Genomic DNA, 25,782 nt, shown 5'->3' on the forward strand with positions numbered 1-25,782 from the left:
GCCCCGACCACCGGCTCTGTCGGGGCCGGATTAGGCTGGGTCGCATGACTGACGTTCTGCCCTCCGGCCTTGCCATCAGCGAGTTCAGCTCCGACATCCGTCCGCAGGACGACCTCTACCGCCACGTCAACGGAGCGTGGCTCGAGGCCGCCGAGATCCCCGCCGACAAGGCGCGCTGGGGCTCGTTCCACATGCTCGCCGAGCAGGCCGAGAAAGACGTCCGCGAGATCATCGTCGAGTCGCAGGATGCCGCCGAGGGCACCCTCGAGCGCAAGGTCGGCGACCTGTTCCGCAGCTTCATGGACACCGACCGCATCGCCGAGGTCGGCCTCGCGCCCCTGCGGGCAGAGCTGGCGAAGGTCGACGCGATCGACAGCATCCCGTCGTTCCTGCAGACGATCGGCGAGCTCGACCGCAACGGCGTCGCCGCGCTGATCGGCGTATTCATCGAGCCCGATCCGGGCAACCCCGAGCGCTACGTGCCCTTCGCCGTGCAGGCCGGTCTCTCGCTGCCCGACGAGAGCTACTACCGCCTCGACAGCTTCGAGGCGATGCGTGCCGCATACCGTGCGCACCTCGAGCGCCTCCTCGCCCTCGCCACGATCGACGACCCGGCAGGCCAGGCGGACCGCGCCTTCGGCCTCGAGCATGAGATCGCCGGACACCACTGGGACAACGTCGCATCCCGCGACGCGGTGAAGACGTACAACCTCAAGACGTGGGACGAGTTCCAGACGCTCGTCGGCGTCGACCTCGCACCCTGGCGGGATGCCGTGGCGACCGCTAACCCGAGCGCATTCGACGAACTCGTCGTCTATCAGCCGAGCTTCTTCGAGGGTCTCGGCACCCTGCTCATCCCCGAGCGTCTCGACGACTGGAAGGCGTGGCTGCGAGCCAAGGTCGTGCACGGCATGTCCTCGTACCTCACCGACGACTTCATCGACGAGAACTTCTCGTTCTACGGCACCGAGCTCACCGGCACCCCGTCGATCCGCGAGCGCTGGAAGCGCGGCGTCTCGCTCGTCGAGGGATCGCTGGGCGACGCCGTCGGGCGGATCTACGTCGAGCGGCACTTCCCGGCCGAGTCCAAGGCCGCCATGGACGAGCTGGTAGCAAACCTCATCGAGGCGTACCGGCAGAGCATCCAGAAGCTGGACTGGATGAGCCCCGAGACGCGGGAGAAGGCGCTCGCCAAGCTCGACACCTTCCGCCCGAAGATCGGCCACCCCGACGTGTGGCGCGACTACGACGGCGTCGACATCGATCCGACCGACCTCGTCGGCAACGCCCGCCGCGCGACGGTCTTCGAGCACGACCGACAGGTCGCGAAGGTCGGCAAGCCCATCGACCGCGACGAGTGGTTCATGCCGCCGCAGATGGTCAACGCGTACTACAACCCGCTGATGAACGAGATCGTCTTCCCCGCCGCGATCCTGCAGTACCCGTTCTTCGACCCGAAGCGCGACGCGGCCGCGAACTACGGTGGGATCGGCGCGGTCATCGGGCACGAGATCGGTCACGGCTTCGACGATCAGGGCAGCCGCTACGACGGCGACGGCCGACTGCAGGACTGGTGGACGGATGCCGATCGCGCCGCATTCGAAGAGCGCACCAAGGCCCTGATCGCCCAGTACGACGCGCTCGTGCCCGTGGGTCTGAGCGAGGAGAATCACGTCAACGGGGCCCTGACCATCGGTGAGAACATCGGCGACCTCGGCGGTCTCGGCATCGCGCTGAAGGCCTACGAGCTCTCGCTCGCCGGCGAGGAGGCACCGGTGATCGACGGCTACACGGGCGTGCAGCGCCTGCTGCTGTCGTGGGCGCAGGTGTGGCAGCAGAAGAGCCGCGACGCCGAGACGATCCGTCTGCTGACGATCGACCCGCACTCGCCCAACGAGTTCCGCTGCAACCAGATCCTCAGCAACATCGACGCGTTCTACGACGCGTTCGATGTGACGGAGGGCGACCGGCTGCACCTGCCGGCGGAGCAGCGGGTCACGATCTGGTGAGACCGGGGTCACCCGGCCGGAGGGTGCGGGTTACGATGGCCGGGGCGCGGCCGACAGGACGTGGTGCTGAGCGCCGGCCGGAATCGCCTTCTCTCGGATAGGACATCGCGCGTGGTCTCGTCGCCCGCCCCCGAACCGTCCTCCGGTGTGCCCTCAGCCCGCCGGCGAACGCGACGTGGCGTGGGGCGCGTTCCCCGTCGCGCGGCCGCCGGACGTCGCTCCTTCGCGTCGAGCCTGCGCCGTCTCGAGGAGCTGGCGCAGAGCGGAGCGCAGGTGTCGGTGCACGTCATCGAGCTCGACTCGGGGCGCGTCGTGCTGAGCGGAGACGACCACGTCCCGCTTCCGATCGCGGGACTCGGCATCGTTCCGGTTCTGGTCGAGACCGCCGCGGGCTTCGCGTCTCGCGCGCTCGACCCGCTGCGCATCATCGACCGTCCCGACGATCACGTCGCCGGCTCGGGGCTGTGGCGGCACCTTCGCGCGCCCGCTCTTCCGCTGGTCGACCTGGCTGTGCTTGCCGCGGCTGCCGGCGACCCCAACGCCGCCAACGCACTGCTCGACGCCGTCGGGCACGGGCAGGTCCGGGCGCGGATGGTCTCCCTCGGGATGCCGCGCAGCGCCGTGCTCGATCTGTTCCGCGACGTGCGCGGGCCCGACGACGTCCCGCACGCCGCGGTCGGCACCACGCGCGAGTTCGCGACGCTGTTCGCCGGGCTCGTCGACTCCCGCGCGGTGGACGCGGCCGTCAGCGCCCAGGTCGCCGAGTGGCTCAGCCTGAACCAGGATCTCAGCCTCGTGGCATCCGCGACAGGACTGGACCCGTTCGCGCACGACGACGACGCGCACGGTCTGCTGTTCATCAACAAGACCGGCCGCGATCGCGGGGTGCGCGCCGAGGCGGGGGTGCTCGTCGGACCGCGCACGGGCGTCGCCTACGCCCTGACGGTGTGCTTCGACGACCTTTCGATCAGCCACCGGCTGCGCGCGCACGACGCGTTCCGCGTCCTCGGCACCGACCTCATGGAGTTCACCCACTGATCCCTCGGGCGAATCAGTCGGGCAGCGCGGGATGCGCTTCCGACGCCGGATGCCTGGGGATGAGGAACGTCAGCGCGAAGCCGATCACCCCGGCGACGATCGACAGCCAGAAGCACACCTCGAAGGCCTCCCGGGTCGGGATCGCGCGGCCGCCGACTTCGATGCTCATCGAGGCGAGCACCGCACCCATCACGGCCGACGCCGTCGAGGTGCCCACCGATCGGAACAGAGCGTTGAGCCCGTTCGACGCGCCCGTCTCGTGCGCGGGGACGGCGCGCATGATGATCATCGGCATGGCGGCGAAGGCGAACCCGATGCCGATGCCGATCAGCACATTGGCGACGACGAAATGCCAGATCTCGGTCGACCAGATCAGCACGAAGGCGTAGGCGAGCACGATCGCGGCGGTGCCGACGGTGAACAGCGGGCGCGGTCCGACGGTGCGCTCCAGCCATCCCGACAGGGGCGAGATGAACATCATCATGACGCCCGAGATGGCGACGATCATCGCCGCGGTGAACATGTCCAGCCCCAGGCCGGATCCGGTCTCGCGCGGCAGCTCGAGCATCTGCGGAAACGTCACGTTCGACGAGAACAGGGCGAAGCCCATGCCGATCGCGGCGATGTTCGTGAAGAGCACGGCGGGGCGAGCGGCGACGCGCAGATCGAGCAGCGGCTCCTTGGCCTTCAGCTGATACCAGCCCCAGACGGCCAGCACCACGAGTCCGCCGATCAGGCACACCAGCGCGAAGGGAGATGTCCAGCCCCACTCCGCTCCGCGCGAGACGTACAGCAGCAGCCCGGTGAGCCCCGCGGCGAGCCCCAGAGCGCCGATGGCATCGAGGCGTCCGGGTGCGAGCAGCACGTCATCGGGCACGACGAGCATCACCAGCACCAGCCCGATCACCCCGAGCCCGGCGGCGAGCCAGAACAGGGCGTGCCAGTCGGCGTTCTCGGCGACGAACGCCGCCACCGGCATCCCCACCGCCCCGCCGACGCCCATGGTCGCGCTCATCAGCGCGACCGCGGTGCCGAGTCGTTCGGGCGGCAGCACATCGCGCATGATCGCGATGCCGAGCGGCACCACCCCGGTCGTCGCGCCCTGCAGCGCGCGGCCGATGATCACACCGACGATCGACGTCGACAGGGCGGCCACGATCGAGCCGATCGCCAGCAGAACCAGCAGCGCGATCACGACACGGCGTTTGCCGTACATGTCGCCCAGGCGGCCCGAGATGGGCGTCGCCACGGCCGCGACCAGCAGGGTGATCGTGACCACCCAGCTGGTGTCTTCGCGTGAGGCGTTCAGCAGCCTCGGCAGCTCGGCCTGCAGCGGCACGACGAGAGTGAACATGAACGCCGAGCACAGGCCGACGAAGGCCAGCACGGCGATGATCGCCCCGCGGGGAGGGGTGCGGGAGAGCCGCTTTCTCGCTCTGTCATCCGCATCGTCCACCGATAGAGGCTATCGGCTCGCAGGGACGCCGGCTCCGGATGCCGGTCAGCTGACGCCCTTCATGAGCTTCCGCACCGGCTTCACCGACACGAACAGCCCCGCGCCGACCGCGATCGCGATCAGGCCGAGCACGGTGAAGTACGGTGCCTCGTTCTGCGGGTCGTAGAACTGCACGAGCCATCCCGAGATCGCCGTGCCCAGCGAGACCGAGAGGAAGAACAGCGCCACCATCTGCGTCTGGAACCGCGCCGGTGCGAGCTTGGTCGCCGCCGACAGCCCGATCGGCGAGAGCAGCAGCTCGGCGACGGTGAACATGAACAGGATGCCGACGATCGCCAGCAGCGGAGTGGAGCCCTCGCCGCCGTTCGCGAACGGCAGGAACAGCAGGAAGGCCACGCCCATCAGCGCGGTGCCCAGGGCGAACTTCACCGGGGTGGACGGCTGTCGGGTGCCGAGGCGGGTCCACAGCGCGGCGAAGAGGCCCGAGAAGATGATGATGAACACCGGGTTGATCGACTGCACCCACGACACCGGCATCTCCAGCCCGAAGATCGAGCGGTCGAGGCGCTTGTCGCTGTACACCGTCAGCACGGTGAACTGCTGCTGGTAGAGCGACCAGAACGCGACGCTCGTGATGAACAGCGGCACGAACGCCCACACCCGCGAGCGCTCCGTCGAGTCGACGTGCCGGCTCGAGAGGATCACCGTGAAGTAGGCGATGGTCGCCCCGAGCGCGCACAGGATGACGATGCCGGCCAGGTTGTCGACGCGGATCACGCCGGTGAGCACGAGCGCGACGATCACGACGACCGCGCCGACCGCGACGCCGCCGAACAGCGGGTAGCGGCTGCGAGGCAGCGGATTCGGAACCTCGCGCGCGGCGGCCGGCAGCTCTTTGCGGCCGAAGCTGTACTGGATGAGGCCGGCCGTCATCCCGACCGCGGCGAGACCGAAGCCCCAGTGGAAGCCGACGGACTTCTGCAGCAGGCCCGTGAGCAGCGGACCGAAGAACGAGCCGAGGTTGATGCCGAGGTAGAAGAGCGAGAACCCGGCATCGCGTCGCGTGTCGTCTGCGGAGTACAGGGTGCCGACGACCGCCGTCGCGTTGGCCTTGAGGCCGCCTGAGCCGAGCGCCACGAGCACCAGCCCGACAGCCACACCGGCGACACCCGGGATCAGCGCCAGCGCGAGGTGCCCAGCGACGATGACGATCGCGCTGCCGAACAGCACACGCTCCGAGCCGAACAGACGGTCGGCGAGCCACGCGCCGAGGATGGTCGAGAGGTACACCGACCCGCCGTACGCGCCCACGATGCCGCCCGCGACCGCCTCGTCGAGTCCCAGCCCGCCCTTCGTCACGCTGAAGTACAGATAGATCAGCAGGATGCCCTGCATGCCGTAGAAGCTGAACCGCTCCCACATCTCGACGCCGAACAGGTGGGCCAGCGCGCGCGGCTGACCGAGGAACTGCTTGTGTGACGCCGTGCTGTCGGTCGCGGATTCTGGGGAAGGCATCCGTCCAGATTACGCGCGCGCCCTCGCGGTCATCCGCCCGTGGGCGCCGGTCAGCGCGCTGCGCGGCGCGCTCGCAGCAGCCCGATCACCCCGGCGACGAGGATGATCGCGGCGACGATGAGAGCCGTGATGCCGATCGGCGTGCTCTCCGGTTCGCCGCTCAGCCGGCCGATGGCCGCCCAGACCAGGCCCCACGACGTCGCGAGGGCGGGAGCGAGGCGGCGGGTGACGAGTGCGCTGGCCGCGCCGATGACGGCGACGACGACGAGCACGGCGACACCCCAGGCATCCGCCTGCTCGCCGAGGCCGGCCGGAACGGTCTGCGTCAGCCACGCGGCGGTGTTCGCGACCGTCGCGATGGTCACCCATCCGAAGTGCAGCCCCATCACGCCGTCGAAGAGGGTGAGATCGACCAGGCCGGATGCCCGGTCGCGGCCGAGCAGGACGATGATGCGAGCGAGCACGGCGAGCAGCGCCGCGATCACGATCACGGTTGCGACGAGGTTCAGGTAGCGGGCGGTCACCAGCCACAGCCCGTTGAGCACCATCGATCCCGCGACCCACCAGCCGATCGCGCGCTGACGCGAGCTGTCACGCTGAGCAGGCAGCGCCTGCCAGACCGTGTACGCGGCGAGGCCGAGGTAGATGAGCGTCCAGATCCCGAACGCCGGGCCGGCCGGAGCGAGGTAAGACCCTTCGGCCGACAGGGCACCGTTCTGCAGTTCGGTGACGGATTCTCCGCCGAACGCGCCGCCGCCGACGGCGGCCCCGATGATCATGAACACCGCCGCGGCGATGATGGTCGACTGCCTCATGATGTCGCGTCCGGTGCTGTTCATGGCCAAGACGATACTCGTCGTAGGCGAGCAGCTCGCCAGGGTTGACAAGTCCGAGGGCGGCGGCGAAGCCTTCCCGGCCTGCTGACCGCCCCGGTACGCTGGCACGGTGCGCACGATTCGAGATCTCGACACCGTTGAACTGATCATCGACGCCCAGGAGCTGCTGGACTCGATCCGCGGCGAGAACCGCGTCATCGACGCCGGCACCCTGCGCGCGCTCCAGCACTCGGGCAACTACGTCGTCGGGCTCTTCGACGACAGTGAGGGCGAGGACCGGATGGTGGGCGCCTCGATCGCGTTCTTCGGCGAGCCCGCGCGGCGCACGATGCACTCGCACATCACGGCGCTGCTGCCCGAGTACCGCGGTCGCGGCTGGGGTCGCGAGCTCAAGGAGCATCAGCGGCAGTGGGCGTTCTCGCGTGAGGTCGGCCGCATCACCTGGACGTATGACCCGCTGGTCGCGCGCAACGCGCACTTCTTCCTCACCGTGCTCGGCGCGCGGGTGAGCGGTTACTCGGTGAACCGCTACGGCATCTTCGGCGGCGGCGACGCGGGAGACGAGAGCGATCGGCTCGACGTGGAGTGGTCGCTCGCCGACATCGCCAGGCCCCCGGCATCCGATGCGGTCGTCGCCACACTCGAGATCCCCTCCGACGTCGAGACGATGCGCGTCAGCGACCCCGCCGCCGCGCATGAGTGGCGGCTGCGCCTGCGCGGCGAGATGGAGCAGCTGCTCGGCCGCGGCCTGCGCATCGCTGGCTTCGACAACGACCGAGGCTACCTGTTCACCGAGTAGGCGGCAGCACGAAGGCCCCGGTGTCGCCGGGGTTGACCGCGACCTCCCAGCGGAACCCGTCGGGGTCGGCGAAGTACCCCGAGTACCCACCCCATGCGCGCCGGTGACTGAGACGCCTCCAGCATCCACCCGCGTCTCCTTTCGAGGCCGTAACGCGGCGCGGGTAGGATTGGGATGCCCGTGTTCACGGGCTCCTCACCCGCAGCATCCGACCATTGGAGCCACCGTGGCCGAACAGTCCCGTCTTGACAAGGTCATCGCCCTCGCCCGCCACCGCGGGTTCGTTTTCCAAGCGGGTGAGATCTACGGCGGCTCGCGTTCGGCATGGGATTACGGCCCCCTCGGCACCGAGCTGAAGGAGAACATCCGTCGGCAGTGGTGGCAGACCTTCGTGCGTGGGCGCGGCGACATGGTCGGCCTGGATTCGTCGATCATCCTGCCCAAGCGCGTGTGGGAGGCATCGGGTCACGTCGCGACCTTCTCCGACCCGCTCGTCGAGTGCCTGCAGTGCCACAAGCGCCACCGCGAAGACCACCTGATCGAGGCGTTCGTCGCCAAGAAGGGCCGTCAGCCCGAGAACGGCATGGCCGACATCGCCTGCCCCGACTGCGGAACCCGCGGCCGGTGGACCGAGCCGAAGTCGTTCTCCGGTCTTGTGAAGACCTACCTGGGCGTCGTCGACGACGAGTCGGGTCTGCACTACATGCGCCCCGAGACGGCGCAGGGCATCTTCGTGAACTTCTCGAACGTGCTCACCGCATCGCGCAAGAAGCCGCCGTTCGGCATCGGCCAGGTCGGCAAGGCGTTCCGCAACGAGATCACCCCCGGGAACTTCATCTTTCGCACCCGCGAGTTCGAGCAGATGGAGATCGAGTACTTCGTGCCTCCCGCCGAGGCGAAGGAGTGGTTCGACCACTGGGTCGAGGCGTGCTGGAACTGGTTCGTCGACCTGGGGGTGAACCCCGAGAACATGCGTCAGTTCGACGTTCCGGAGGATGAGCGCGCGCACTACTCGGCGGGCACCATCGACTTCGAGTACCGCTTCGGGTTCCAGGGCTCGGAGTGGGGCGAGCTGATGGGCGTTGCGAACCGCACCGACTACGACCTGTCCTCGCACAGCGAGGCGTCGGGTCAGTCGCTGACGTACTTCGATCAGGCATCCGGAGAGCGCTACACGCCCTACGTGATCGAGCCGTCGTTCGGCCTCACCCGCGCCATGATGGCCTTCCTCGTCGACGCGTACGAGGAGGAGGAGGTGCCGAACGCCAAGGGCGGCACCGACACCCGCACGGTGCTCAGGCTCGACCCGCGGCTGGCTCCCGTCAAGATGGCCGTGCTGCCCCTCTCGCGCAATGAGCGACTCTCGCCGCTCGCGCGGGAGGTGGCTGACACCCTGCGCGGCCGCTGGACCGTCGACTTCGACGATGCCGGCGCCATCGGCCGCCGCTACCGCCGTCAGGACGAGGTCGGCACCCCGTTCTGCGTCACCGTCGACTTCGACTCGCTCGACGACAACGCCGTCACGGTGCGCGACCGCGACACGATGGGCCAGGAGCGCGTGCCGCTCGAGAACCTCGAGGCGTACCTGTCCGAGCGCCTGCGCGGCGCCTGATGACTTCATGACGGAGCCCCGACTCACATAGGTGAATCGGGGCTCCGTCCTCTCAGCGCCTGATCAGAAGTCTTCGCCCTCGGCCTGCGACGGGTGACGGTCGAACCAGTAGGGGCGGCCGATGTGCAGCAGTGCGTCGGTGTCGATGAGGTCGTTCTCGCGGTCCATGTTCGTGGCTCCTTCGCGCGGATGTGGATGCTTGCTTCCAGCCTCGACCAGAGAACGCCTTCTTGCGCGACCTCTCGTGCGAAAGAATTCCCGTTCCTTCCCTCTCGATAAGACCCCCCGTCCACCCCACCCCACACCCACCGCCCTCCGGTATGAGTTCGTGCCGCCGGGAGCGGGTCCAGGCGGCACGAACTCATACCGGAGCGAGAAGCGGTTGCGTCAGGGGCGGGTTATGCGCAGCGTGCGGACCTCGAAGGGCTTCAGTGCCAGGGCGGTGCCGGTGCGCGCGTTCTCGAGGTCGTCCTCGATCAACGACACCTCGCGGACGCCGGTGTGCTCGAACCCGATCGACAGCTCGCCCTGCGTGCGGCGGCCGAGCGACTCGTAGACGCGCACGATCACGTCTCCCGAGCGGTCGTCGGCGAGCTTCACCGACGAGACGATGATGCCCGTGCCGGTCACCGAGACCAGCGGGCCGACCTCGTTCGCGCCGCGCACGAGCGTCGTCAGCGCGTTGAGCCTGATGCCCTCCGCCGTCGCGATCTCGGCATCCGCTCCGATCACCAGACCCACTTCGATCTGGTGGTGGCCGTGGTCGGTATCAGGGTCGGGGAAGCGCGGAGCGCGCAGCAGGGACAGGCGCACGGTGGTCGTCACGTCGTCGCCGTCCACGTCGCGCGAGGTGTCGTAGCCGTAGATCGAGTCGTTGATCAGGGCGGCGCCGAAGCCGTCGTCCTCCTGGGCGAGCACGAACCGGTGCATCGAGGTCTCGAACTTCGCCGCCTCCCAGCTCGTGTTCACGTGCGTGACGCGGCGCTGGAAGCCGAACTGCGTCTCGGCCAGAGTCTCCCGCGCGAAGATGTCGAGCGGGAAGGTGAGCTTGAGCAGCTTCTCGGTCTCGTGCCAGTCGATGTCGTTGCGCAGCATGACCGTGCGCGAGTCCGCTGCGAGCACGATCGTCTGCGCGATGGTCGACTGCGAGAACTCGCGGACGACCTTCACGACGGCGGCCCCGTCGACGACGGATGCCGAGACGGATGAGGCGCCGGTGAGATCGTCGACGCGGTTCTTGTAGTAGCGATCGATGTCCCACGCATCCCACATGTTCGGGAAGTCCTGGTGCAGCTGGAACAGGTTCGCGGGCTTTCCTGCGGGGATGGTCTCGCGGCCGGTGGCCCTGTCGATCGCCGAGGTGATCAGGCCCGACGCCGAGACCGTGACCACGACGAGGTCGTTCTCGAGAACGTAGCCGTCCGCGGTCTCCGCGAGCGAGGCGGATGCCTGAGGGTGCGCGAGCTCGGCAGCGCCGAGCGCGCGACCGTCGCCCACCGAGGTCGGTGTGAACACGAGGGCGCGATCGCCGTCGCCCGCGAGAGCCTGGCGTGCCGCGGCTGACAGTTGCTCCGCATCCGCCAGCACCTGCGAGAGCACCTCGACGGCCTCACGGTGCACCCACGCGATCGACGTGCCGGGCAGGATGTCGTGGAACTCGTGCAGCAGCACGAGCTGCCACAGCCGGTCGAACTCGTCGTACCGGTACTCCGCGCCCAACTGCACGGCGGCTGTCGCCGCCCACAGCTCGGCCTCGATGAGCGCCTGCTCGGCCCAGCGGTGCAGAGCCTTGGTGGCGTGCTGGCTGGTGAGCGTGCCGCGGTGCAGCTCGAGGTACAGCTCGCCGACCCAGACGGCCGGGTCGGTCAGCTCGGCCTTGGCATCGTCGAAGAAGGCATCCGGATGCTTCCATTCGACCTTCGCCGAACCCTCGAGGTCAGCCAGACGCAACGCCTTGCCGGTCATCTCGCGGGTCGTGCCGCCGCCGCCGTCGCCCCAGCCGACCGGGGCGATCGACATGGTGGCGACGCGGTTCTCCTTGAACTGGCGCGAGGCCTTGGCGACCTCCATGCCGGAGAGCTGGGAATTGTAGGTGTCCATCGACGGGAAGTGCGTGAACATCCGCGACCCGTCGATGCCCTCCCACAGGAAGCTGTGGTGCGGGAACACGTTGCGCTGGTTCCACGAGATCTTCTGCGTGAAGAACCACTCGAACCCGGCCCGGCGCATCAGCTGCGGCAGGGCGGGGGAGTAGCCGAAGCTGTCGGGCAGCCAGACGCCCTTCGACCGGATGCCGAACTCGCGCTCGAAGAAGCGCTGGCCGTGCGAGAACTGGCGCACGAGTGACTCGCCGGTCGGCATCACCGTGTCGGACTCGACCCACATGCCGCCCAGCGGCAGGAAGCGGCCGTCCGCGACGGCGGCCTTCACCCGCTCGAAGACCTCGGGACGGTGCTCCTTGATCCACGCGTACTGCTGGGCGCTGGACATGCCGTAGAGGAACTCGGACTGCTCGTCGATGAGCGCTGTCATCGACGAGGTGGTGCGGGCGACCTTGCGGATCGTCTCGCGCACCGGCCACAGCCAGGCCGAGTCGATGTGCGCGTGGCCGATCGCGGCGATGCGGTGCGCGCTGGCGTCGGCGGGAGATGCCAGCACATCGGCCAGTTGCGCGCGGGCGTCGCCGGCGGTATCGACGATGCGCTGCAGGTCGAGTACATCCAGTGCGTTGTCGAGTGCCTGCAGGATGCGCATGCGGCGCGGGCTCGTCTCGGGCAGCTCGGCCTGCAGCTCGATCAGCACCTCGAGGTCGAGCGAGAGGTCGAACACCTCCGGCTCGAAGACCGCGAGGTCCATGTGGCGCACACGGTACAGCGGCTCGGGGGAGGAGGTGCGGATGTCGCCCTCCTGCGTGGGCAGGAAGGGGTGGTAGTCGAGCAGCACGGGGTTGGCCGCGCCTTCGAGGAAGAGCTCGACGGTGTGCCCGGCGACGGCGTCGATCGGGACCCACTGGTTGCGGGGGTTGATGCTCTTCACGGGCGTGCCGTCGGGGCGGTAGACGAGCGCCTCGCACTGGAAGCCGGGCATGTTGATGTCGAAGCCGAGGTCGATGAGCGCCTCGACCTTCTTGCCGCCCCACTCGGCGGGCACTTCGCCGCGCACGCGGAACCATGTGGTGCCCCAGGCCGGACCCCACATGCTGCCGGCGGTGAACGGCGTGAAGTCGAGGGCGAGGCCCTCGGCGGGGGCGATGGGCTCGCCGGGCAGCTGGTGCACGGCGATCTCAAGCGGCATCCGGGCCGAGTGGATGGCGGGGCGGACGCGCTCGGTGAGCACCCGGTTTACGCGTCCGACGGTGAGCGAGGTCTCTTCGTGCATCGGGGTCCTTTGCGGTGCGGAACGCGGCGATGGTCAGACGACGGTGTTGTTCGACGAGTAGGTGGCGACCGGCTGCGAGAGATCCGGATGCACCAGCTCGGTGATCCCGCGGGATGCCAGCACGCGGGCATCCGCAGCCTGCGTCGACGTCACGAAGGCCGCATCGACGCCGCTCTCGCAGGCCTGCACCCACGCCTCGAAGATCGGCCCGCCGGGCGCGAGGGCGCCGCGGCTGACCGGGGTGTCGTCGCCATCGACCTCGATGACGATGCCCAGCTCGCGGGGCACCCGCGGACCGCGCTCGCGCAGCTCCGGGATGATCTCGGCGAAGCGCCGACCGATCGGCTTGGCCGCACCTGACTGGTCGATCAGGCCGAGGGAGTACTCCAGCTCGGGGAAGTCCACGAGCGAGCGGCTGACGTCGTGCGAGCACCACCATGTGACGCCCCAGAGGTCATCGGTGCGGGCGGCGTTTCGCACGGTCGCCTCGAGGAAGCCGGGCGTCTCGTCGTCGGTGAGGCAGTTCGAGGGGGCACCGACCTCCTGCAGCCACGTGCGGCGCCGCGGGTCGGTGGCGAACGCGCGCGACACCTCGATCATGTACTCCGCGTGGCGGTCGGATGCTGCGGAGCGGCCGCCGTACCGCTGCGCGGTGCCGTTGAAGATCCAGGAGTGCACGGTGGTCATGGCGCCCAGGCGTGCCGCGAGAGCGGGGGTGAAGCCGTGCCCGTCGAGGTACCAGGCGGCGTCGTACTCGCTGTGCACGTGCTCCTGGTCGGGAGCGCTCGACTCGGCCGCGTCGAGCAGCGTGGTGATCCAGTTCGCCGCCTCGGCGGTGGTCACCGGCCACGGAGAGGGGTGCACCGACGCGGAGAACTGATTGGTCTCGTTGCCGGTGGTGAATCCGAGGAAGTTCTTCGCATCGCCGAGCGACTCGGCAAGCCGCTCGAGGAGCGCGACCTGCCCGCTCAGTGCGTCGGGGTGCGTGAACATGTTCTTGTCGTGCCAGGTGTACAGCCACGAGGGGATGAAGTCGAAGCTCGACAGATGCCCCTGGATCACGTCGACGCTGACGTCGAGCCCGAACTCCGCGCCCGCGTCGACGACGGCGCGCACGTCGGCCACCGCCTCGGCGCGGATCAGCGAGCGATTCGGCTGCAGCACGGTCCACAGCGGAAAGATCCGCACATGGTCGAGACCGAGATCGGCGAGGTCGGCGAAGTCCCGGCGGACGTCGTCGAGGTTCAGCGAGAGCCAGGAGTGCATCCAGTTCGTGGAGGGCGTGTAGTTCGCCCCGAAGCGGAGGGGCGCAGCGGCCGAAGCCGTGGTGGACATCGCTGTCCTTCCTTCATGGCCGGTCAGAGGTCGAGCACCCTCTGACGCGTGGTCGTCACGATTCTGTCGAGCGTATCCCACCACCGTGCGCCGCTGCGGTGCGTCGGTTACCCGAGTTGCGTCCCCATAGAATCTTCTGAAGCACACTCGGAAGGACGCCATGAGCGAGACCGTCAAGAAGCACCAGGACTACAACCCCGGACCGCGGGTGGGAATCACCTTCTCCACCTTCGACCTGCTGCACGCCGGGCACATCATGATGCTCGCCGAGGCCAAGCGGCAGTGCGACTACCTGATCTGCGGTCTGCAGATGGACCCGACGCTCGACCGCCCCGAGAAGAACGCTCCGACGCAGACCGTCGTCGAGCGCTACATCCAGCTGCGCGGCTGTGAGTACGTCGACGAGATCGTCCCTTACTCCACCGAGCAGGACCTCGAAGACATCCTGCGCTCGTTCAAGCTCGATGTGCGCATCGTCGGAGACGAGTACGAGGAGCGCGACTTCACCGGCCGCAGCTACTGCGAGGAGGCGGGCATCGAGCTGTACTTCAACAGCCGCAACCACCGCTTCTCGAGCTCGGGCCTGCGCAAGATCGTCGCCGCGAAGGAAGCCGAGCGCCTCGCCCGCGGCTGAGCGGCCGGCCTCACTTCGCCGCCTTGGCGGCCGCCTTCATCGCCTTCTTGTGCTCGCGCACCTTGGTCAGCGACTCGGGCGAGACGATGTCGGCGACACTGCGGAACGCCTCCCGTTCGCCGTAGGGAGCGGATGCCTCACGCCAGCCCGCACCGGTGAAGCCGTACTGCTTGCCGAGCAGGGCGAGGAAGATCTTCGCCTTCTGCTCGCCGAAACCCGGGAGCTTCTTGAGCCGCTTGAGCACCTCGGGTCCGTCGGGGTCGCCGTCGGTCCAGAGCGCCGAGGCGTCTCCGCCCCACTCGTCCACGAGCGTCTGGCAGAGCGCCTGCACGCGCGCGGCCATGGAGCCCGGGAAGCGGTGCACGGCCGGCGTCTGCTTGAACGCCTCGAGGAAGGCATCCGGATCCATCCCCGCGATCGCGGCGGCGTCGGCGGCTCCGGTGCGCTGCTCTATCTTCAGCGGCCCGGCGAATGCCGTTTCCATCGGCACCTGCTGGTCGAGCAGCATCCCGACCAGCAGCGCCAGCGGGTTGTTCGTGAGCAGATCGTCGGCGGCGGTGTCTCCGGTGATGTGAAGGGCCATGCCCCCAGTGTTGCATCCCCGCACTGCCCGCATGGATCGGCTGTCCCAGCCTTGCGCATGTAAACCATAGGTTGACGCGCATGCGAACTGTCTCTATGGTCTGAGAGATGGCCGATCAGTCCCCGGGTGATGAGATTCCGTTGTCCGCACTCGCGGCAACGGTCGAGGAGGCACGAGCGGTTGGCGTCCCGGTCGATGACGCCGCTGCGATCCGGCAAGCCGATCAACTGGTGCGTCGGTCGCAGGCACGGCTGGTCGATCTCGTCGTCGCGACGCGTGCCGCCGGGGTCTCGTGGCAGGCGATCGGCGATGCGCTCGGCGTGAGCCGACAAGCCGCGTTCAAGCGGTTCGGAGGTGCGGTTGCGCGCCCCCAGAAGGAGATGGAGATGGGTGAGCAGATGATCGACCTCATGGATCGAACTCGTGCGGTGTTCGAACGCCTGGATGCGGGCGACTACGAAGCAGTGCGAACGCAGATGACCTACACCTGCGCCCGCACGCTCAGCAAGCGGAAGATCCAGGGAGTGTGGAATCAGGTCGTCGCCGAGACAGGACGGCTCGAGTCGCCCAGTGACCTCACGGTGCAGACTCCCGACGGCGCGAACGCGCTCAGCAAGTTCGCCAACAGGGTGCTCGCGAGCGGCGCGATCGTACAGGCGACGCTGCGTCACGAGGCGGGCGAATGGATCGGCCGGGTCGCCTACAACGGTTCTGGCAAGATCACTGGTCTCTTGATCGCCCCTCCGGGATCCCGCAACCTGCCGTTCTAGGCGGCCTCGCCGGCACGGCGCGAGGCAGCGAGGCCGGCGAGCCGGCGCCGCGCGAAATCCTGCGCACGAGGTCCGGAGCCTAGCGATCTCTCGGCCACGGCGAGCACGATTCGAGTCGCGGTCACAACCGGGAGAACACTGCGACGAACACCCAGCATGCGGCGGTAGTGACGGGGGATCGTGGCCACGGCCGCGGCGAACAGCACGCGGTAGGCGATGCCCATGGTGCCGGTGAACGGCGGGCGTCGCAGGAACGCCACGATGTCGCGGGTGCGTTCGTCTGCGCGCAGCTCGCCGCGCTCGAGGAATCCGCGCAGTCGCTTCCGCAGCTCCGCCTCGCTCGTGGGCGGATCCGGCACCCGCATCAGGCGCCCGGCGATCGCCCATTCGGCGACATACGCGTCTGCCCCGCCCGGAATCGGCCCTCCCCACACCTCATGCGCCGTGAGGAACGCGTCGGCGAAAGCGAGGTGCACCCATTCGACGAGGTCCGCGGAGGAGGCGCTGTACTCTCGCTCCGTGCCGTCTCCCGCGGTGTACTCGCCGGTGACTCTGCGGTGCAGTCGAGCCACCCGTCCCGTCTCGCGCTCCGCCTGCTCGCGCGACCCGTAGGTCACGCTCAGCACCCACCGCACCGTGCCGTTGAGGCGGGAGATGGGGTCTTCACGGTAGCGCGAGAAGTCGTGGACCCCCGCCATCGCGCCGGGATGCAGAGCTTGCATCAGCAGCGCCCGGATGCCGGCGACGAGCGTTCCCATGCCCGCGTGCACCGTCCACGCGGCACCGCCGTCGGCGAACCAGCCCTCGTCATCGCCTTCGGCGAGCTCGCGGACCCACCTCGGGGTCCCGTCCGGGTCACCGCTGAGCGCGGTGAGCAGTCGCGCTCGCAGGGGTGTGCGCTGCGTCATGCTCTCAGCGTCGCACGTCTCGGGTGGCGCGGGGCTGGAGCGCGCTCGTTCAGGCGGTCGCGGCGTCGGACGCGGTGTTCGGTTCGGCGCTCAGCCCGTACAGCGTCTCGAGCGCGGCGTGGAACTCGTCGGCACGGCCCTCGGCGGCGAGCTCGTGAGCGCGCGTGGTCGGGGTGTGCAGCAGCACACCGGCGAGGTGGCGCATGGCCTGTTCGACGCGGCCGTTCTCGTCGCCGCGGCGTCGGGCACGGTCGATCTCCGCCTCGAGCAGACCGAAGATGTGGGTGCGCAGCGCCACGACCGCGGGGGTCACGCTCTGACGCGAGCCGTCGAGGTGGAAGCTCTCCGCAGCCTCGCGCACGACGTGACGCGCGGCATCGGTCGCGTGCAGCTCCTCGAGCGGGGCGTGCAGGCGGATGGTCTCGAGGTCGAGCAGCGCGACGCCTTCGAGCTGCGCGACGGCGGGATCGACGTTGCGCGGCATGCCGAGGTCGATGACGAGCTGCGAGTGGGTGCCGACCGGGCATCCGGCAGCGGCATCCGGGCGACGCTCGAACTGCGCAGGCCCCAGCACCATCTCGGCGGAGGTGCAGGTGATCAGCAGCGACGAGTGCTGCGCGACGTTCGCGTAATCGCCGGGTGAGACCGGACGGATGCCGTGCTTCTGCGCGAACGGCACAGCGCGCCCCGACGGGGAGTAGACCGAGATGTCGACGGCGCCGCGCTGGCGCAGCGAGGCGAGCGTGACGGCGGCGTACGAACCGGTGCCGACGAGCAGCACGCGCTGGGTGCTCCAGTCGGCGATGCGGCTGTCGGCGAGCTCGAGCGAAAGGCGCACGAGCGAGCGGCCGGCACGGTGCAGAGCGGTGACGTTCTTCACCTTGCGCTGGGCCTGGCTGGCCCGCTGGAACAGACGCTCGAGCTGGGGGGAGGTGGTGCCCTGCTCACGCGCACCGCTGAGGGCGCGGCGCACCTGACCGGCGATCTCACCCTCGCCCGACACGACCGACTCGAGACCGGAGGCGACGGCGAACAGGTGCTCTGCCACGTGGGAGTCTTCGACCACCTGGTACGAGCCGTCGAGGTCTGCGGAGGGGATGCCGGTGGCCTGCGCGACCGTCTCGATGACCGCCTCCGAGTCCACCTCCTCGGCCTCGACGTAGGCTTCGAATCGGTTGCAGGTGGCGAGCACGACGGCTCCCTGCACACCCGCAGCCATCAGGCTGGGGGCGACGGTCTCGGGCTGGCGGCTGAGGCGTTCGAGCAGTTCGAAAGAGGCGGTCTTGTGACTCGCCGTCACGCAGAGCAGCACCCGACAAGTCTACGTCGCGTTGCTGTGGGAGGCATCCAAGGGCGACCTAACCCGACATCCGAACCCCACCGCACGCATAGGCACGCGGTGCGAGGATGGCGGCATGAGTGATCTGCTGCGCGCGCTCGCCGGCGAGGCCCCCGAGCGCACCCCCGTCTGGTTCATGCGTCAGGCCGGGCGGTCGCTGCCCGAGTACCGCGAGCTGCGGGTCGGCACCCGGATGCTGGATGCCTGCCTCACCCCCGACCTGGCATCCGAGATCACCCTGCAGCCGGTGCGTCGGCACAAGGTGGACGCCGCGGTGTTCTTCAGCGACATCGTGATCCCGCTGCGCCTGGCAGGAGTCGAGGTCGAGATCGAACCCGGCCGCGGTCCGGTGTTCGCCAACCCGGTGCGCACCGCTGACGATGTCGCACGCATCACGCAGATCGACCCCGCCGACCTCGACGGCACCGCCGTGGCCGAGGCCGTGCGCCTGACCGTCGCCGAGCTGGGCGACACCCCGCTGATCGGCTTCGCCGGTGCGCCGTTCACCCTCGCCGCGTACCTGATCGAGGGCGGTCCCTCGAAGGAGCACCTGCGCGCTCGCGCCATGATGCACGCCGACCCCGAGGCGTGGAACGCGCTGGCCGGATGGCTCTCGCGCATCTCGCGTCGCTTCCTCGAGATCCAGCGCGACGCGGGCGCCTCGGTCGTGCAGCTGTTCGACTCGTGGGCCGGCTCGCTGAGCACGGCCGACTACCGCGCGCATATCGCCCCTCATTCGAAGGCGGCACTCGAGGGGATCGGGCTGCCGAGCATCCACTTCGGCGTCGGCACCGGCCCCTTCCTCGCCGACATGCGGCTGGACGGCGTTGCGGATGCCGTGGGCGTCGACTGGCGGATGCCGCTCGACGAGGCGATCCGCATCGTCGGCCCCGACACGGCGGTGCAGGGCAACATCGATCCCGCGATGCTGCAGGCGCCGTGGCCGGTGCTCGAGGCACACGTCCGCGATGTCATCGCTCGCGGACGCGGGGCGAAGGGGCACATCCTGAACCTCGGACACGGCGTCCCGCCCGAGACCGACCCCGATCAGCTCACCCGCATCGTGCAGCTCGCGCACGGCGAGCTCTGACCCGGATCGAGTCCGACCCGGCGGTCCCGCTCGGTCCCGCCGGTGCCGCCGGTCCCGCCGGTCCCGCCGGTGCCGCCGGTCCCGCCGGTCTCGCCGGGGCCCGGTCGGGTGCTCGCAAGCCCTCCGGCCCGGCCTTCGCAGCCCGTGCGGCTCCCTCGGGTCATGCACGGCGGCGTCGGGCATCCGGTGCATAGCCCCCGGTGGAAGAATCGGGGCATGACCTCCGAGCATTCCCCCGAACTCGCCGCGCGAGCGGCGCAGCAGCACGTCGTCGTCGTCGGCGGCGGGATCGGCGGCCTGGTCGCCGCCCGCGAATGCGCGAAGGTCGGCATGCGCGTGACCCTGCTCGAAGCCGCTGACGCGCTGGGCGGCAGCATCCGCACCGCCGATCTCGACGGCATCCTCGTCGACGCGGGTGCCGAGAGCTTCGCCACCCGCGGTGGACACGTGAAGGCGCTGGTCGACGAGCTCGGCCTCGCCGACCAGGTCGTGCCGCCGCAAGGCGGCGGAGCATGGCTGAGCGGCATCCCGGATGCCCCGGACGCACCCCTTCCCAAGGGGAGCCTGCTCGGCATCCCGGCGAACCCCTTCCAGGATGACGTGCGTCGCATCATCGGGTGGCGCGGCGCGTGGCGGGCGTACGTCGACCGGTTGCGGCCGCCGCTGACCATCGGGCACGAGCGCAGCCTCGGCAAGCTGGTCAGCACGCGGATGGGCGATCGGGTCCGCGACCGTCTCGTCGCCCCGGTGACGGCGGGCGTGTACTCGGCCGATCCCGACGAGGTCGACACCGACGTCGCGGCGCCCGGTCTCAACGCCGCGCTCACCCGCATCGGGTCGCTGACCGGAGCGGTCGGCCTGCTCGCGGCCGAGCGCAAGGGCACCGCGCCGGGGTCTGCGGTGCTCGGGCTGGTCGGCGGCATGGGCCGTCTGGTCGAGGCGCTGCGCGCCGACCTCGTCGCGTACGGGGCCGACATCCGCACCGGCACAAGCGTGATTCGCCTCGAGCGCGACGGCGCGGACTGGACGGTCGCGATCGAGTCGGCGCAGGGCGAGCATCCGGATGCCGAGGGTGAGGCGTCGCTGCGCGCCACCGGCGTCATCGTGGCCACCGCCGAGCCCTCCGCGCGTGAGCTCGTCGACGCGCACGTCGCCGGCCTCGGCGATGCCGGCGACGCTCCGGAGATCGAGATCGTCACGCTGCTGCTGGACGCCCCCGAGCTCGACTCAGCCCCCCGCGGCAGCGGTGTGCTCACCGTGCCGGGCAGTCACACGGCCAAGGCGCTCACCCACTCCACCGCGAAGTGGGGCTGGCTGCGCGAGGCCGCCGCGGGCCGCCACCTCGTGCGGGTGTCGTTCGGCAGCCAGGGCGAGCCGGCGGCGACGGCCGACCTCGACGACGACGCGGCCGCCGCGCTGGCGCTGTCCGAGGCATCCGCTCTGCTCGGCGTCACTCTGCACCCCACCCAGCTGCTCGCCGCTCACCGCGCACGGTACGTGCAGGCTCAGCCGACTTCGCTGATCGGGGCCACCGAGCGGCGAGCGGCGGTGCGCCAGGCGGTGACCGCCACACGCGGCCTGGGAGTGGTGGGTGCGTGGGTGGCCGGTACCGGGCTCGCGCAGGTGGTTCCGGATGCCGTGGCCGAGGCCGATCGGCTGCGCGCGAGCCTGCTCTGGGACTGATCGGATGCCCGCTCCGCGGCCGACCCGTTACATCCAACCGGCCTCCGGCGCAAGGGTAGATGCCGAACGAGGAATATGTGGTTACCCTGGAACGCGAAAGAGGCCGTAACCAACGTCAGGAGGCCCTCATGAAGGGAAAGATCGGACTCGTCATCGGACTCGGCGCGGGCTACGTCCTCGGCAGCCGAGCAGGACGCGAGCGCTACGAGCAGATCCGGACGCAGTGGATGAAGGTCTGGAACCTCGATCCCGTGCAGGAGCAGGTCTCCCGCGTGCAGGACTTCGCGAAGTCGCAGGCCGCTGCTGTTCCCGGTGCTGTCTGGACCGGTGCGGTGAAGGTCGTCAAGGCCGTCTCGAAGTCGGGCACTCCCGGTGAGAAGCTCGACGGCGCGATCGACGCGACGAAGGACGCGGCCGAGAAGGTGGCCGACGCCAAGGAGTCGCACGATTCCCCCTCGGGCGGCACGATGGCGCCCGCCAAGCCGGTCGGCTCCGAGGGCGTCGCGCCGAAGAACAAGGGCTGACGCATGCTCCGCGGATACCGCGACCGCGCTGACGACAGCCTGCTGACCCTGCTCGGGGACCTCCCCGAGCTGGTGCGCAACCTCGTCACCGCCGAGATCAACGCCGCCAAGGCGTGGGTCTCGCGCACGGCAAAGGATGCCGGCATGGGCGGGCTGTGGTTCGTCATCGTGCTGTTCCTGCTGTTCTGGGCGATCCCGGTGCTGCTGGCTTTCGGCATCATCGGGCTGAGCTCGTGGTGGCCCGCCTGGCTCTCGGCCCTCGCCGTGTTCGGCTTGCTGCTCGTGTTCATCGTGATCTTCGCTCTGCTCGGTCTGGCGCGGTTCCGCAAGGTGATGAAGCGCCAGAACCCGGGTCAGGCCGTCGCCACCGATGTGCGCATCATCAAGGGAGACTCCGCCAATGACCGATCTTGAGAAGACGGCGCTGCCCAACGCCGCCCTGACCACCACCGAGGTTCCCCGCACGGTCGTGCCGGCGGGAATCACCGATCCCGTCGCCTCGGCTCGCGCCGAACTGCGTGCGGCGCTCGCGGCGATCGAGGTGCGGGGCAACTTCCCTCGTCGCATCGAGAAGGCGACCTCGCGGGGCGTCGTGCGCGCCCGCGCGTTCGCCCATCGCAATCCGCCCGCGGCGGGCGCGGCCGTGGTCGCGGCCGCAGCTGCCGTCGGCGGCCTCGTGTGGGTGCTCGCGCGCGCGATCTCGCGCTGACGACGCCGACGGCCCGCCGTCGAGTTCGCCCCCTTCGCTGAGAAGGGGCAGACTGGAAGCATGTCCGAAACGCGCGATGACAACCCGTCCGGATTCACCCTGTGGGCCGTCTGGCGTCGAAACCCCGACGCGCCGACGATCGAGACCGACGAGAGCGAGCTCGAGGCGCTCGTCGGCCACATCGAGAGCTCTGGGGTGAGCGTCCGCGGCTTCTACGACGTCAGCGGCCTGAAGGCCGACGCCGACCTGATGGTGTGGCTGCACGGCGACACCGTCGAGGAGCTGCAGCGTGCGCTGCGCCGCCTGCGCCGCACCGAGCTGCTGCGCAACCTGCTGCCCGTGTGGAACGTGATGGGCGTGCACCGCGACGCGGAGTTCAACCGCGCGCACGTCCCCGGCTTCCTGCGCGGCGTCGAGCCCAAGCAGTGGCTCTGCCTCTACCCGTTCGTGCGCACCCCCGAGTGGTACCTGATCGAGGAGTCCGAGCGCCGCAAGATGCTCGCCGATCACGGACGCAAGGGCGCAGCCTTCACCGGGGTGATCGCCAACACCGTCGCGGCTTTCGCACTCGGCGACTACGAGTGGCTGCTGCCTCTCGAGTCCGATTCGCCGACCGAGCTCGTCGATCTGATGCGCGACCTGCGCTACACCGAGGCCCGTCGCTACGTGAAGGAGGAGGTGCCCTTCTACACGGGGCGCCGCCTGCGTCTCGACGAGATCGCCGAAGTGCTTCAGTGACCGCGCTCGCCCCGATCCGTCTCGGCACCCGCCGCAGCGCGCTCGCACAGGCGCAGTCCGGGCACGTCGCCGACGCGCTCGCCGCGATCGCCGGGCGTCCGGTCGAACTCGTTCCGATCGTCTCGGAGGGAGACACGAACCGGGCATCCCTGTCAGAGATCGGCGGCACCGGCATCTTCGCGAACCGTCTGCGGGAGGCGCTGATCGCGGGCGAGTGCGACATCCTCGTGCACTCCCTGAAGGATCTGCCGACCGCCGTGCCCGCCGAGCTGGTCATCGCGGCAACCCCGCAGCGAGCGGATGCCAGGGACGTCGTCATCACGCGGGGCGGCACACCCCTGCACGAGCTGCGTCACGGCAGCACGGTGGGCACCGGCTCGCCGCGCCGCATCGCGCAGGTGCGCCGCCGCGCGCCGCACGCCGAGGTGGTCGACATCCGCGGCAACGTGGACTCCCGCCTCGAGCGCGTGTCGTCGGGTGAGCTGGATGCCGTGATCCTCGCCGCCGCGGGTCTCACGCGTCTCGGCTCGGAGACGACCCTGCGCCGCGAAGAGCTGGGTCTCACCGAATGGCCGACAGCGCCGGGGCAGGGTGCGCTCGCCGTGGAGACGACGGCGGATGCACCGGCGGAGCTGCTCGATGCGCTCAGCCGCCTCGACGACCTCGACACCCGCATCGCGGTGACGGTGGAGCGAGCCGTGCTGGCGGGACTCGAGGCCGGCTGCCAGGCTCCGATGGGGGCACACGCGGTCGTCACGGGAGACAGCATCCGTCTGCGAGCCGTCGTGTACGAGCCCGGTGGCGGCCGCCGAATCGGACTCGACGTCTCCGAGCCCCTGAACAGGGGGTATATTCGACGGAACGGCAGCGGCAACGGAGCGGATGCTGCCGATGGTGCAGACCCGGTGCGCACGGCTCGTGAGCTCGGCGACTCTGCGGCCCATCGGCTGCTCGAACAGGGAGCGGCCGACCTCCTCCCCTGAGAGTGATCGAGATGACTGCTTCCGAAACCAAGACCGCCAGGCCGCTCGACGGCTGGCGCGTTCTCGTGCCGCGGGGTGGCCCCTGGGGTGATAGCGTCGCCGCCAGTCTTCGCGCGATGGGTGCGGTGCCGGTGGTGGCGCCTCTCATCAACTTCGCCCCGACCACCGACCAGGACGCCCTCGACGCGGCGCTCGCTCGTCTGCAGGCCGGCGAGTACGACTGGCTGACCATCACCAGCGCCACGACGGTCGACGTGCTGTACGCGCATCGCGTCGCGATACCGTCGAAGACGAAGGTCGCCGCCGTCGGTGAGACGACCGCGGCGGCTCTGCAGGCCGTGGGGTACGACGTCGCGCTGATGCCCGAGCTCGACAACTCCGCGGCCGGGATGGCCGAGAAGATCATCTCGATCGAACCCGACGCGCAGCGCGTCCTCACCCTGCGCAGCGAGATCGCGAAGCCCGTCCTCTCGGTCATGCTCACGGAGGCAGGGCACGACGTCGACAGCGTGGTCGCCTACCGCACCGTCGGCGTGCCGGTCACCGAGCGCATCCGCCGCGACGTGGAGAACGGCCGCATCAACGCGATCCTGATCACCAGCGGCTCGGTGGCCAAGCAGGTGCGCGAGCAGTTCCCCGAGATCCCCGACACGACGATGCTCGCCGCGATCGGCCCCCGTACCGCGAAGGATGCCGAGAAGGCCGGCCTTCCCGTCACGGCCATCGCCGACAAGCAGACGGTCGACGCGCTGATCGACACGGTCTCGCGGTTCACTCTTCCGCACGCGGCAGACGAGTTCGCGCCGTGAGTCGCTTCCCCGACGCACGGCTGCGCCGCCTTCGCCAGTCGGCTCCCGTGCGCGACCTCGTGCGCGAGACGTCGCTCGAGCCGCGTCAGCTGGTGCTGCCCATGTTCGTGCGCGAGGGCCTCACCGACGCCGCGCCGATCGGCTCCATGCCGGGGGTCGTGCAGCACTCCCTCGATTCGCTGAAGGCGGCCGCGGCGGACGCCGCCGAGGCCGGTCTCGGCGGGGTGATGCTGTTCGGGGTGCCGGCCGAGCGCGACGCGATCGGATCGGGCGCCGACGATCCCGACGGCATCCTCAACGTCGCCGCGACGGCGCTGGCCGCCGAGGTCGGTGACGCCCTGGTCGTGCAGACCGACCTGTGCCTCGACGAGTTCACCGACCACGGCCACTGCGGTGTGCTGACCCCGGCTGGAGCGGTGGACAACGACGCCACACTCGAGCGCTACGCGTCGATGGCGCTCGCGCAGGCCCGCGCGGGATCTCAGCTGCTGGGCCTCAGCGGCATGATGGACGGGCAGGTCGCGGTCATCCGCGAAGCGCTCGACGACGAGGGCTTCCACGACACGCTGCTGCTCGCCTACTCGGCCAAGTACGCCAGCGCCTTCTATGGTCCGTTCCGAGAGGCGGTGGACTCGCAGCTGCAGGGTGACCGGCGCACGTACCAGATGGATCCGGGCAACCGCCGCGAAGGCGTGCGCGAGGCGCTGTTCGATCAGGACGAGGGCGCCGACATCGTGATGGTCAAGCCGGCGATGGCGTTCCTGGACGTGCTGCGCGAGGTGCGCGACGCGGTCGACGTGCCGGTATGGGCGTACCAGGTCTCGGGCGAGTACGCGATGATCGAGGCCGCCGCGGCGAACGGCTGGATCGACCGCCGCGCCGCCGTGCTCGAGTCGCTCATGTCGATCCGCCGGGCCGGCGCCGACGCCGTCCTCAGCTACTGGGCCGTCGAGGCGGCCCGCTGGCTCCGCACCCCCTGACCCCCACCGCCACTCGCTCCGGTATGAGTTCGTGCCGTCTGCATCGCCGCGACG

General features: G+C 69.6%; 23 protein-coding genes and 1 pseudogene. 15 read left to right on the forward strand and 9 right to left on the reverse strand.

Annotated features, from left to right (window positions below; genetic code table 11):
* The first annotated feature begins 44 nt into the window (after window positions 1-44).
* On the forward strand, window positions 45-2,009 hold the full coding sequence (locus tag H9633_RS06640) for a M13 family metallopeptidase (protein WP_191712528.1): 1,965 nt from the start codon (window positions 45-47) through the stop codon (window positions 2,007-2,009).
* 180 nt (window positions 2,010-2,189) lie between these two features.
* Window positions 2,190-3,047, forward strand: coding sequence for a serine hydrolase (locus tag H9633_RS06645; protein ID WP_318247215.1), 858 nt, complete (start codon window positions 2,190-2,192; stop codon window positions 3,045-3,047).
* A 13-nt stretch (window positions 3,048-3,060) separates the two neighbouring features.
* On the opposite strand, the gene H9633_RS06650 is transcribed toward H9633_RS06645, so the two are convergent.
* From H9633_RS06650 to H9633_RS06660, 3 genes are read right to left on the reverse strand one after another with little or no spacing between them, the layout of a single operon-like run.
* On the reverse strand, window positions 3,061-4,503 hold the full coding sequence (locus H9633_RS06650; protein ID WP_318247216.1) for an MFS transporter: 1,443 nt from the start codon (window positions 4,501-4,503) through the stop codon (window positions 3,061-3,063).
* A gap of 45 nt (window positions 4,504-4,548) precedes the next feature.
* Window positions 4,549-6,018, reverse strand: a complete 1,470-nt coding sequence (locus H9633_RS06655; protein WP_191712530.1) for a peptide MFS transporter — start codon at window positions 6,016-6,018, stop codon at window positions 4,549-4,551.
* A gap of 50 nt (window positions 6,019-6,068) precedes the next feature.
* A complete protein-coding gene (locus tag H9633_RS06660) occupies window positions 6,069-6,857 on the reverse strand; it encodes a TspO/MBR family protein (RefSeq protein ID WP_071642054.1) in 789 nt (262 codons plus the stop codon).
* A 106-nt stretch (window positions 6,858-6,963) separates the two neighbouring features.
* On the opposite strand from H9633_RS06660, the gene H9633_RS06665 reads away from it, so the two are divergent.
* Complete coding sequence (locus H9633_RS06665) at window positions 6,964-7,653, forward strand: GNAT family N-acetyltransferase (protein ID WP_191712531.1); 690 nt, start codon at window positions 6,964-6,966, stop codon at window positions 7,651-7,653.
* Here the strand turns inward: H9633_RS06665 and H9633_RS13020 are convergent.
* Window positions 7,643-7,750: pseudogene (locus tag H9633_RS13020) on the reverse strand (VOC family protein); the annotation flags it as partial. The gene H9633_RS06665 and the pseudogene H9633_RS13020 overlap by 11 nt on opposite strands.
* 129 nt (window positions 7,751-7,879) lie before the next feature.
* Here H9633_RS13020 and H9633_RS06670 point away from each other — a divergent pair.
* On the forward strand, window positions 7,880-9,265 hold the full coding sequence (locus H9633_RS06670) for a glycine--tRNA ligase (RefSeq protein WP_191712532.1): 1,386 nt from the start codon (window positions 7,880-7,882) through the stop codon (window positions 9,263-9,265).
* 387 nt (window positions 9,266-9,652) lie between these two features.
* Here the strand turns inward: H9633_RS06670 and H9633_RS06675 are convergent, their stop codons facing one another.
* Both H9633_RS06675 and H9633_RS06680 read right to left on the reverse strand, forming a co-directional pair.
* Window positions 9,653-12,643, reverse strand: coding sequence for an alpha-mannosidase (locus H9633_RS06675; protein ID WP_191712533.1), 2,991 nt, complete (start codon window positions 12,641-12,643; stop codon window positions 9,653-9,655).
* Between the two features lie 33 nt (window positions 12,644-12,676).
* Window positions 12,677-13,978: a glycoside hydrolase 5 family protein gene (locus H9633_RS06680; RefSeq protein WP_191712534.1), complete on the reverse strand. Its 1,302-nt coding sequence runs from the start codon at window positions 13,976-13,978 to the stop codon at window positions 12,677-12,679.
* A gap of 160 nt (window positions 13,979-14,138) precedes the next feature.
* Between H9633_RS06680 and H9633_RS06685 the strand changes: the two genes are divergently transcribed.
* The gene (locus H9633_RS06685; protein ID WP_071642064.1) at window positions 14,139-14,612 is read left to right on the forward strand and encodes an adenylyltransferase/cytidyltransferase family protein; all 474 of its coding nucleotides are present in this window, start codon (window positions 14,139-14,141) and stop codon (window positions 14,610-14,612) included.
* 10 nt (window positions 14,613-14,622) lie between these two features.
* On the opposite strand, the gene H9633_RS06690 is transcribed toward H9633_RS06685, so the two are convergent.
* On the reverse strand, window positions 14,623-15,195 hold the full coding sequence (locus tag H9633_RS06690) for an HhH-GPD-type base excision DNA repair protein (RefSeq protein WP_191712535.1): 573 nt from the start codon (window positions 15,193-15,195) through the stop codon (window positions 14,623-14,625).
* A gap of 107 nt (window positions 15,196-15,302) precedes the next feature.
* Here H9633_RS06690 and H9633_RS06695 point away from each other — a divergent pair, with 107 nt between their 5' ends.
* Window positions 15,303-15,965 (forward strand): hypothetical protein, encoded by a 663-nt coding sequence (locus H9633_RS06695; RefSeq protein ID WP_191712536.1) that lies wholly within the window; start codon window positions 15,303-15,305, stop codon window positions 15,963-15,965.
* Here H9633_RS06695 and H9633_RS06700 read toward each other — a convergent pair.
* Window positions 15,962-16,873: an oxygenase MpaB family protein gene (locus H9633_RS06700; protein WP_191712537.1), complete on the reverse strand. Its 912-nt coding sequence runs from the start codon at window positions 16,871-16,873 to the stop codon at window positions 15,962-15,964. The genes H9633_RS06695 and H9633_RS06700 overlap by 4 nt on opposite strands.
* Before the next feature lie 49 nt (window positions 16,874-16,922).
* Window positions 16,923-18,185: a glutamyl-tRNA reductase gene (locus H9633_RS06705; RefSeq protein WP_191712538.1), complete on the reverse strand. Its 1,263-nt coding sequence runs from the start codon at window positions 18,183-18,185 to the stop codon at window positions 16,923-16,925.
* Window positions 18,186-18,288: 103 nt separating this feature from the next.
* On the opposite strand from H9633_RS06705, the gene hemE reads away from it, so the two are divergent.
* The 9 genes from hemE (at window position 18,289) to hemB (ending at window position 25,728) form a co-directional block, all read left to right on the forward strand.
* Complete coding sequence (gene hemE / locus H9633_RS06710) at window positions 18,289-19,302, forward strand: uroporphyrinogen decarboxylase (protein WP_191712539.1); 1,014 nt, start codon at window positions 18,289-18,291, stop codon at window positions 19,300-19,302.
* A gap of 216 nt (window positions 19,303-19,518) precedes the next feature.
* Window positions 19,519-20,985 (forward strand): protoporphyrinogen oxidase, encoded by a 1,467-nt coding sequence (hemG, locus tag H9633_RS06715; protein ID WP_191712540.1) that lies wholly within the window; start codon window positions 19,519-19,521, stop codon window positions 20,983-20,985.
* Window positions 20,986-21,113: 128 nt separating this feature from the next.
* Window positions 21,114-21,509, forward strand: a complete 396-nt coding sequence (locus H9633_RS06720; protein ID WP_071642078.1) for a hypothetical protein — start codon at window positions 21,114-21,116, stop codon at window positions 21,507-21,509.
* 3 nt (window positions 21,510-21,512) lie between these two features.
* Window positions 21,513-21,923: a phage holin family protein gene (locus H9633_RS06725; protein WP_071642080.1), complete on the forward strand. Its 411-nt coding sequence runs from the start codon at window positions 21,513-21,515 to the stop codon at window positions 21,921-21,923.
* On the forward strand, window positions 21,910-22,218 hold the full coding sequence (locus tag H9633_RS06730) for a hypothetical protein (protein WP_071642082.1): 309 nt from the start codon (window positions 21,910-21,912) through the stop codon (window positions 22,216-22,218). Before H9633_RS06725 ends, H9633_RS06730 begins: the two co-directional genes overlap by 14 nt.
* A 60-nt stretch (window positions 22,219-22,278) precedes the next feature.
* A complete protein-coding gene (gene hemQ, locus H9633_RS06735) occupies window positions 22,279-22,956 on the forward strand; it encodes a hydrogen peroxide-dependent heme synthase (protein ID WP_191712541.1) in 678 nt (225 codons plus the stop codon).
* The gene (gene hemC / locus H9633_RS06740) at window positions 22,953-23,939 is read left to right on the forward strand and encodes a hydroxymethylbilane synthase (protein ID WP_191712542.1); all 987 of its coding nucleotides are present in this window, start codon (window positions 22,953-22,955) and stop codon (window positions 23,937-23,939) included. Before hemQ ends, hemC begins: the two co-directional genes overlap by 4 nt.
* An 11-nt stretch (window positions 23,940-23,950) precedes the next feature.
* Window positions 23,951-24,748 carry a uroporphyrinogen-III synthase gene (locus tag H9633_RS06745; RefSeq protein ID WP_071642103.1) on the forward strand — a complete coding sequence of 266 codons (798 nt, stop codon included), beginning with the start codon at window positions 23,951-23,953 and terminating at the stop codon, window positions 24,746-24,748.
* Window positions 24,745-25,728 (forward strand): porphobilinogen synthase, encoded by a 984-nt coding sequence (gene hemB / locus H9633_RS06750; RefSeq protein ID WP_191712543.1) that lies wholly within the window; start codon window positions 24,745-24,747, stop codon window positions 25,726-25,728. The genes H9633_RS06745 and hemB overlap by 4 nt, the downstream gene beginning before the upstream one ends.
* Window positions 25,729-25,782 lie beyond the last annotated feature (54 nt).

The sequence above is a fragment of the Microbacterium commune genome (assembly GCF_014836945.1).
Lineage (GTDB): Bacteria > Actinomycetota > Actinomycetes > Actinomycetales > Microbacteriaceae > Microbacterium > Microbacterium commune.

Excerpts from the sequence above, each read along its gene's own strand:
- H9633_RS06730 (WP_071642082.1), top strand. The coding sequence starts at position 21,910 with ATGACCGATCTTGAGAAGACGGCGCTGCCCAACGCCGCCCTGACCACC.
- hemQ (WP_191712541.1), top strand. The coding sequence starts at position 22,279 with ATGTCCGAAACGCGCGATGACAACCCGTCCGGATTCACCCTGTGGGCC.
- H9633_RS06720 (WP_071642078.1), top strand. The coding sequence starts at position 21,114 with ATGAAGGGAAAGATCGGACTCGTCATCGGACTCGGCGCGGGCTACGTC.
- H9633_RS06655 (WP_191712530.1), bottom strand. The coding sequence starts at position 6,018 with ATGCCTTCCCCAGAATCCGCGACCGACAGCACGGCGTCACACAAGCAG.
- H9633_RS06680 (WP_191712534.1), bottom strand. The coding sequence starts at position 13,978 with ATGTCCACCACGGCTTCGGCCGCTGCGCCCCTCCGCTTCGGGGCGAAC.
- H9633_RS06690 (WP_191712535.1), bottom strand. The coding sequence starts at position 15,195 with ATGGCCCTTCACATCACCGGAGACACCGCCGCCGACGATCTGCTCACG.
- H9633_RS06660 (WP_071642054.1), bottom strand. The coding sequence starts at position 6,857 with ATGAACAGCACCGGACGCGACATCATGAGGCAGTCGACCATCATCGCC.
- H9633_RS06745 (WP_071642103.1), top strand. The coding sequence starts at position 23,951 with ATGACTGCTTCCGAAACCAAGACCGCCAGGCCGCTCGACGGCTGGCGC.
- hemE (WP_191712539.1), top strand. The coding sequence starts at position 18,289 with ATGAGTGATCTGCTGCGCGCGCTCGCCGGCGAGGCCCCCGAGCGCACC.
- H9633_RS06695 (WP_191712536.1), top strand. The coding sequence starts at position 15,303 with ATGGCCGATCAGTCCCCGGGTGATGAGATTCCGTTGTCCGCACTCGCG.
- H9633_RS06725 (WP_071642080.1), top strand. The coding sequence starts at position 21,513 with ATGCTCCGCGGATACCGCGACCGCGCTGACGACAGCCTGCTGACCCTG.
- hemG (WP_191712540.1), top strand. The coding sequence starts at position 19,519 with ATGACCTCCGAGCATTCCCCCGAACTCGCCGCGCGAGCGGCGCAGCAG.
- H9633_RS06640 (WP_191712528.1), top strand. The coding sequence starts at position 45 with ATGACTGACGTTCTGCCCTCCGGCCTTGCCATCAGCGAGTTCAGCTCC.
- H9633_RS06685 (WP_071642064.1), top strand. The coding sequence starts at position 14,139 with ATGAGCGAGACCGTCAAGAAGCACCAGGACTACAACCCCGGACCGCGG.
- H9633_RS06675 (WP_191712533.1), bottom strand. The coding sequence starts at position 12,643 with ATGCACGAAGAGACCTCGCTCACCGTCGGACGCGTAAACCGGGTGCTC.
- H9633_RS06700 (WP_191712537.1), bottom strand. The coding sequence starts at position 16,873 with ATGACGCAGCGCACACCCCTGCGAGCGCGACTGCTCACCGCGCTCAGC.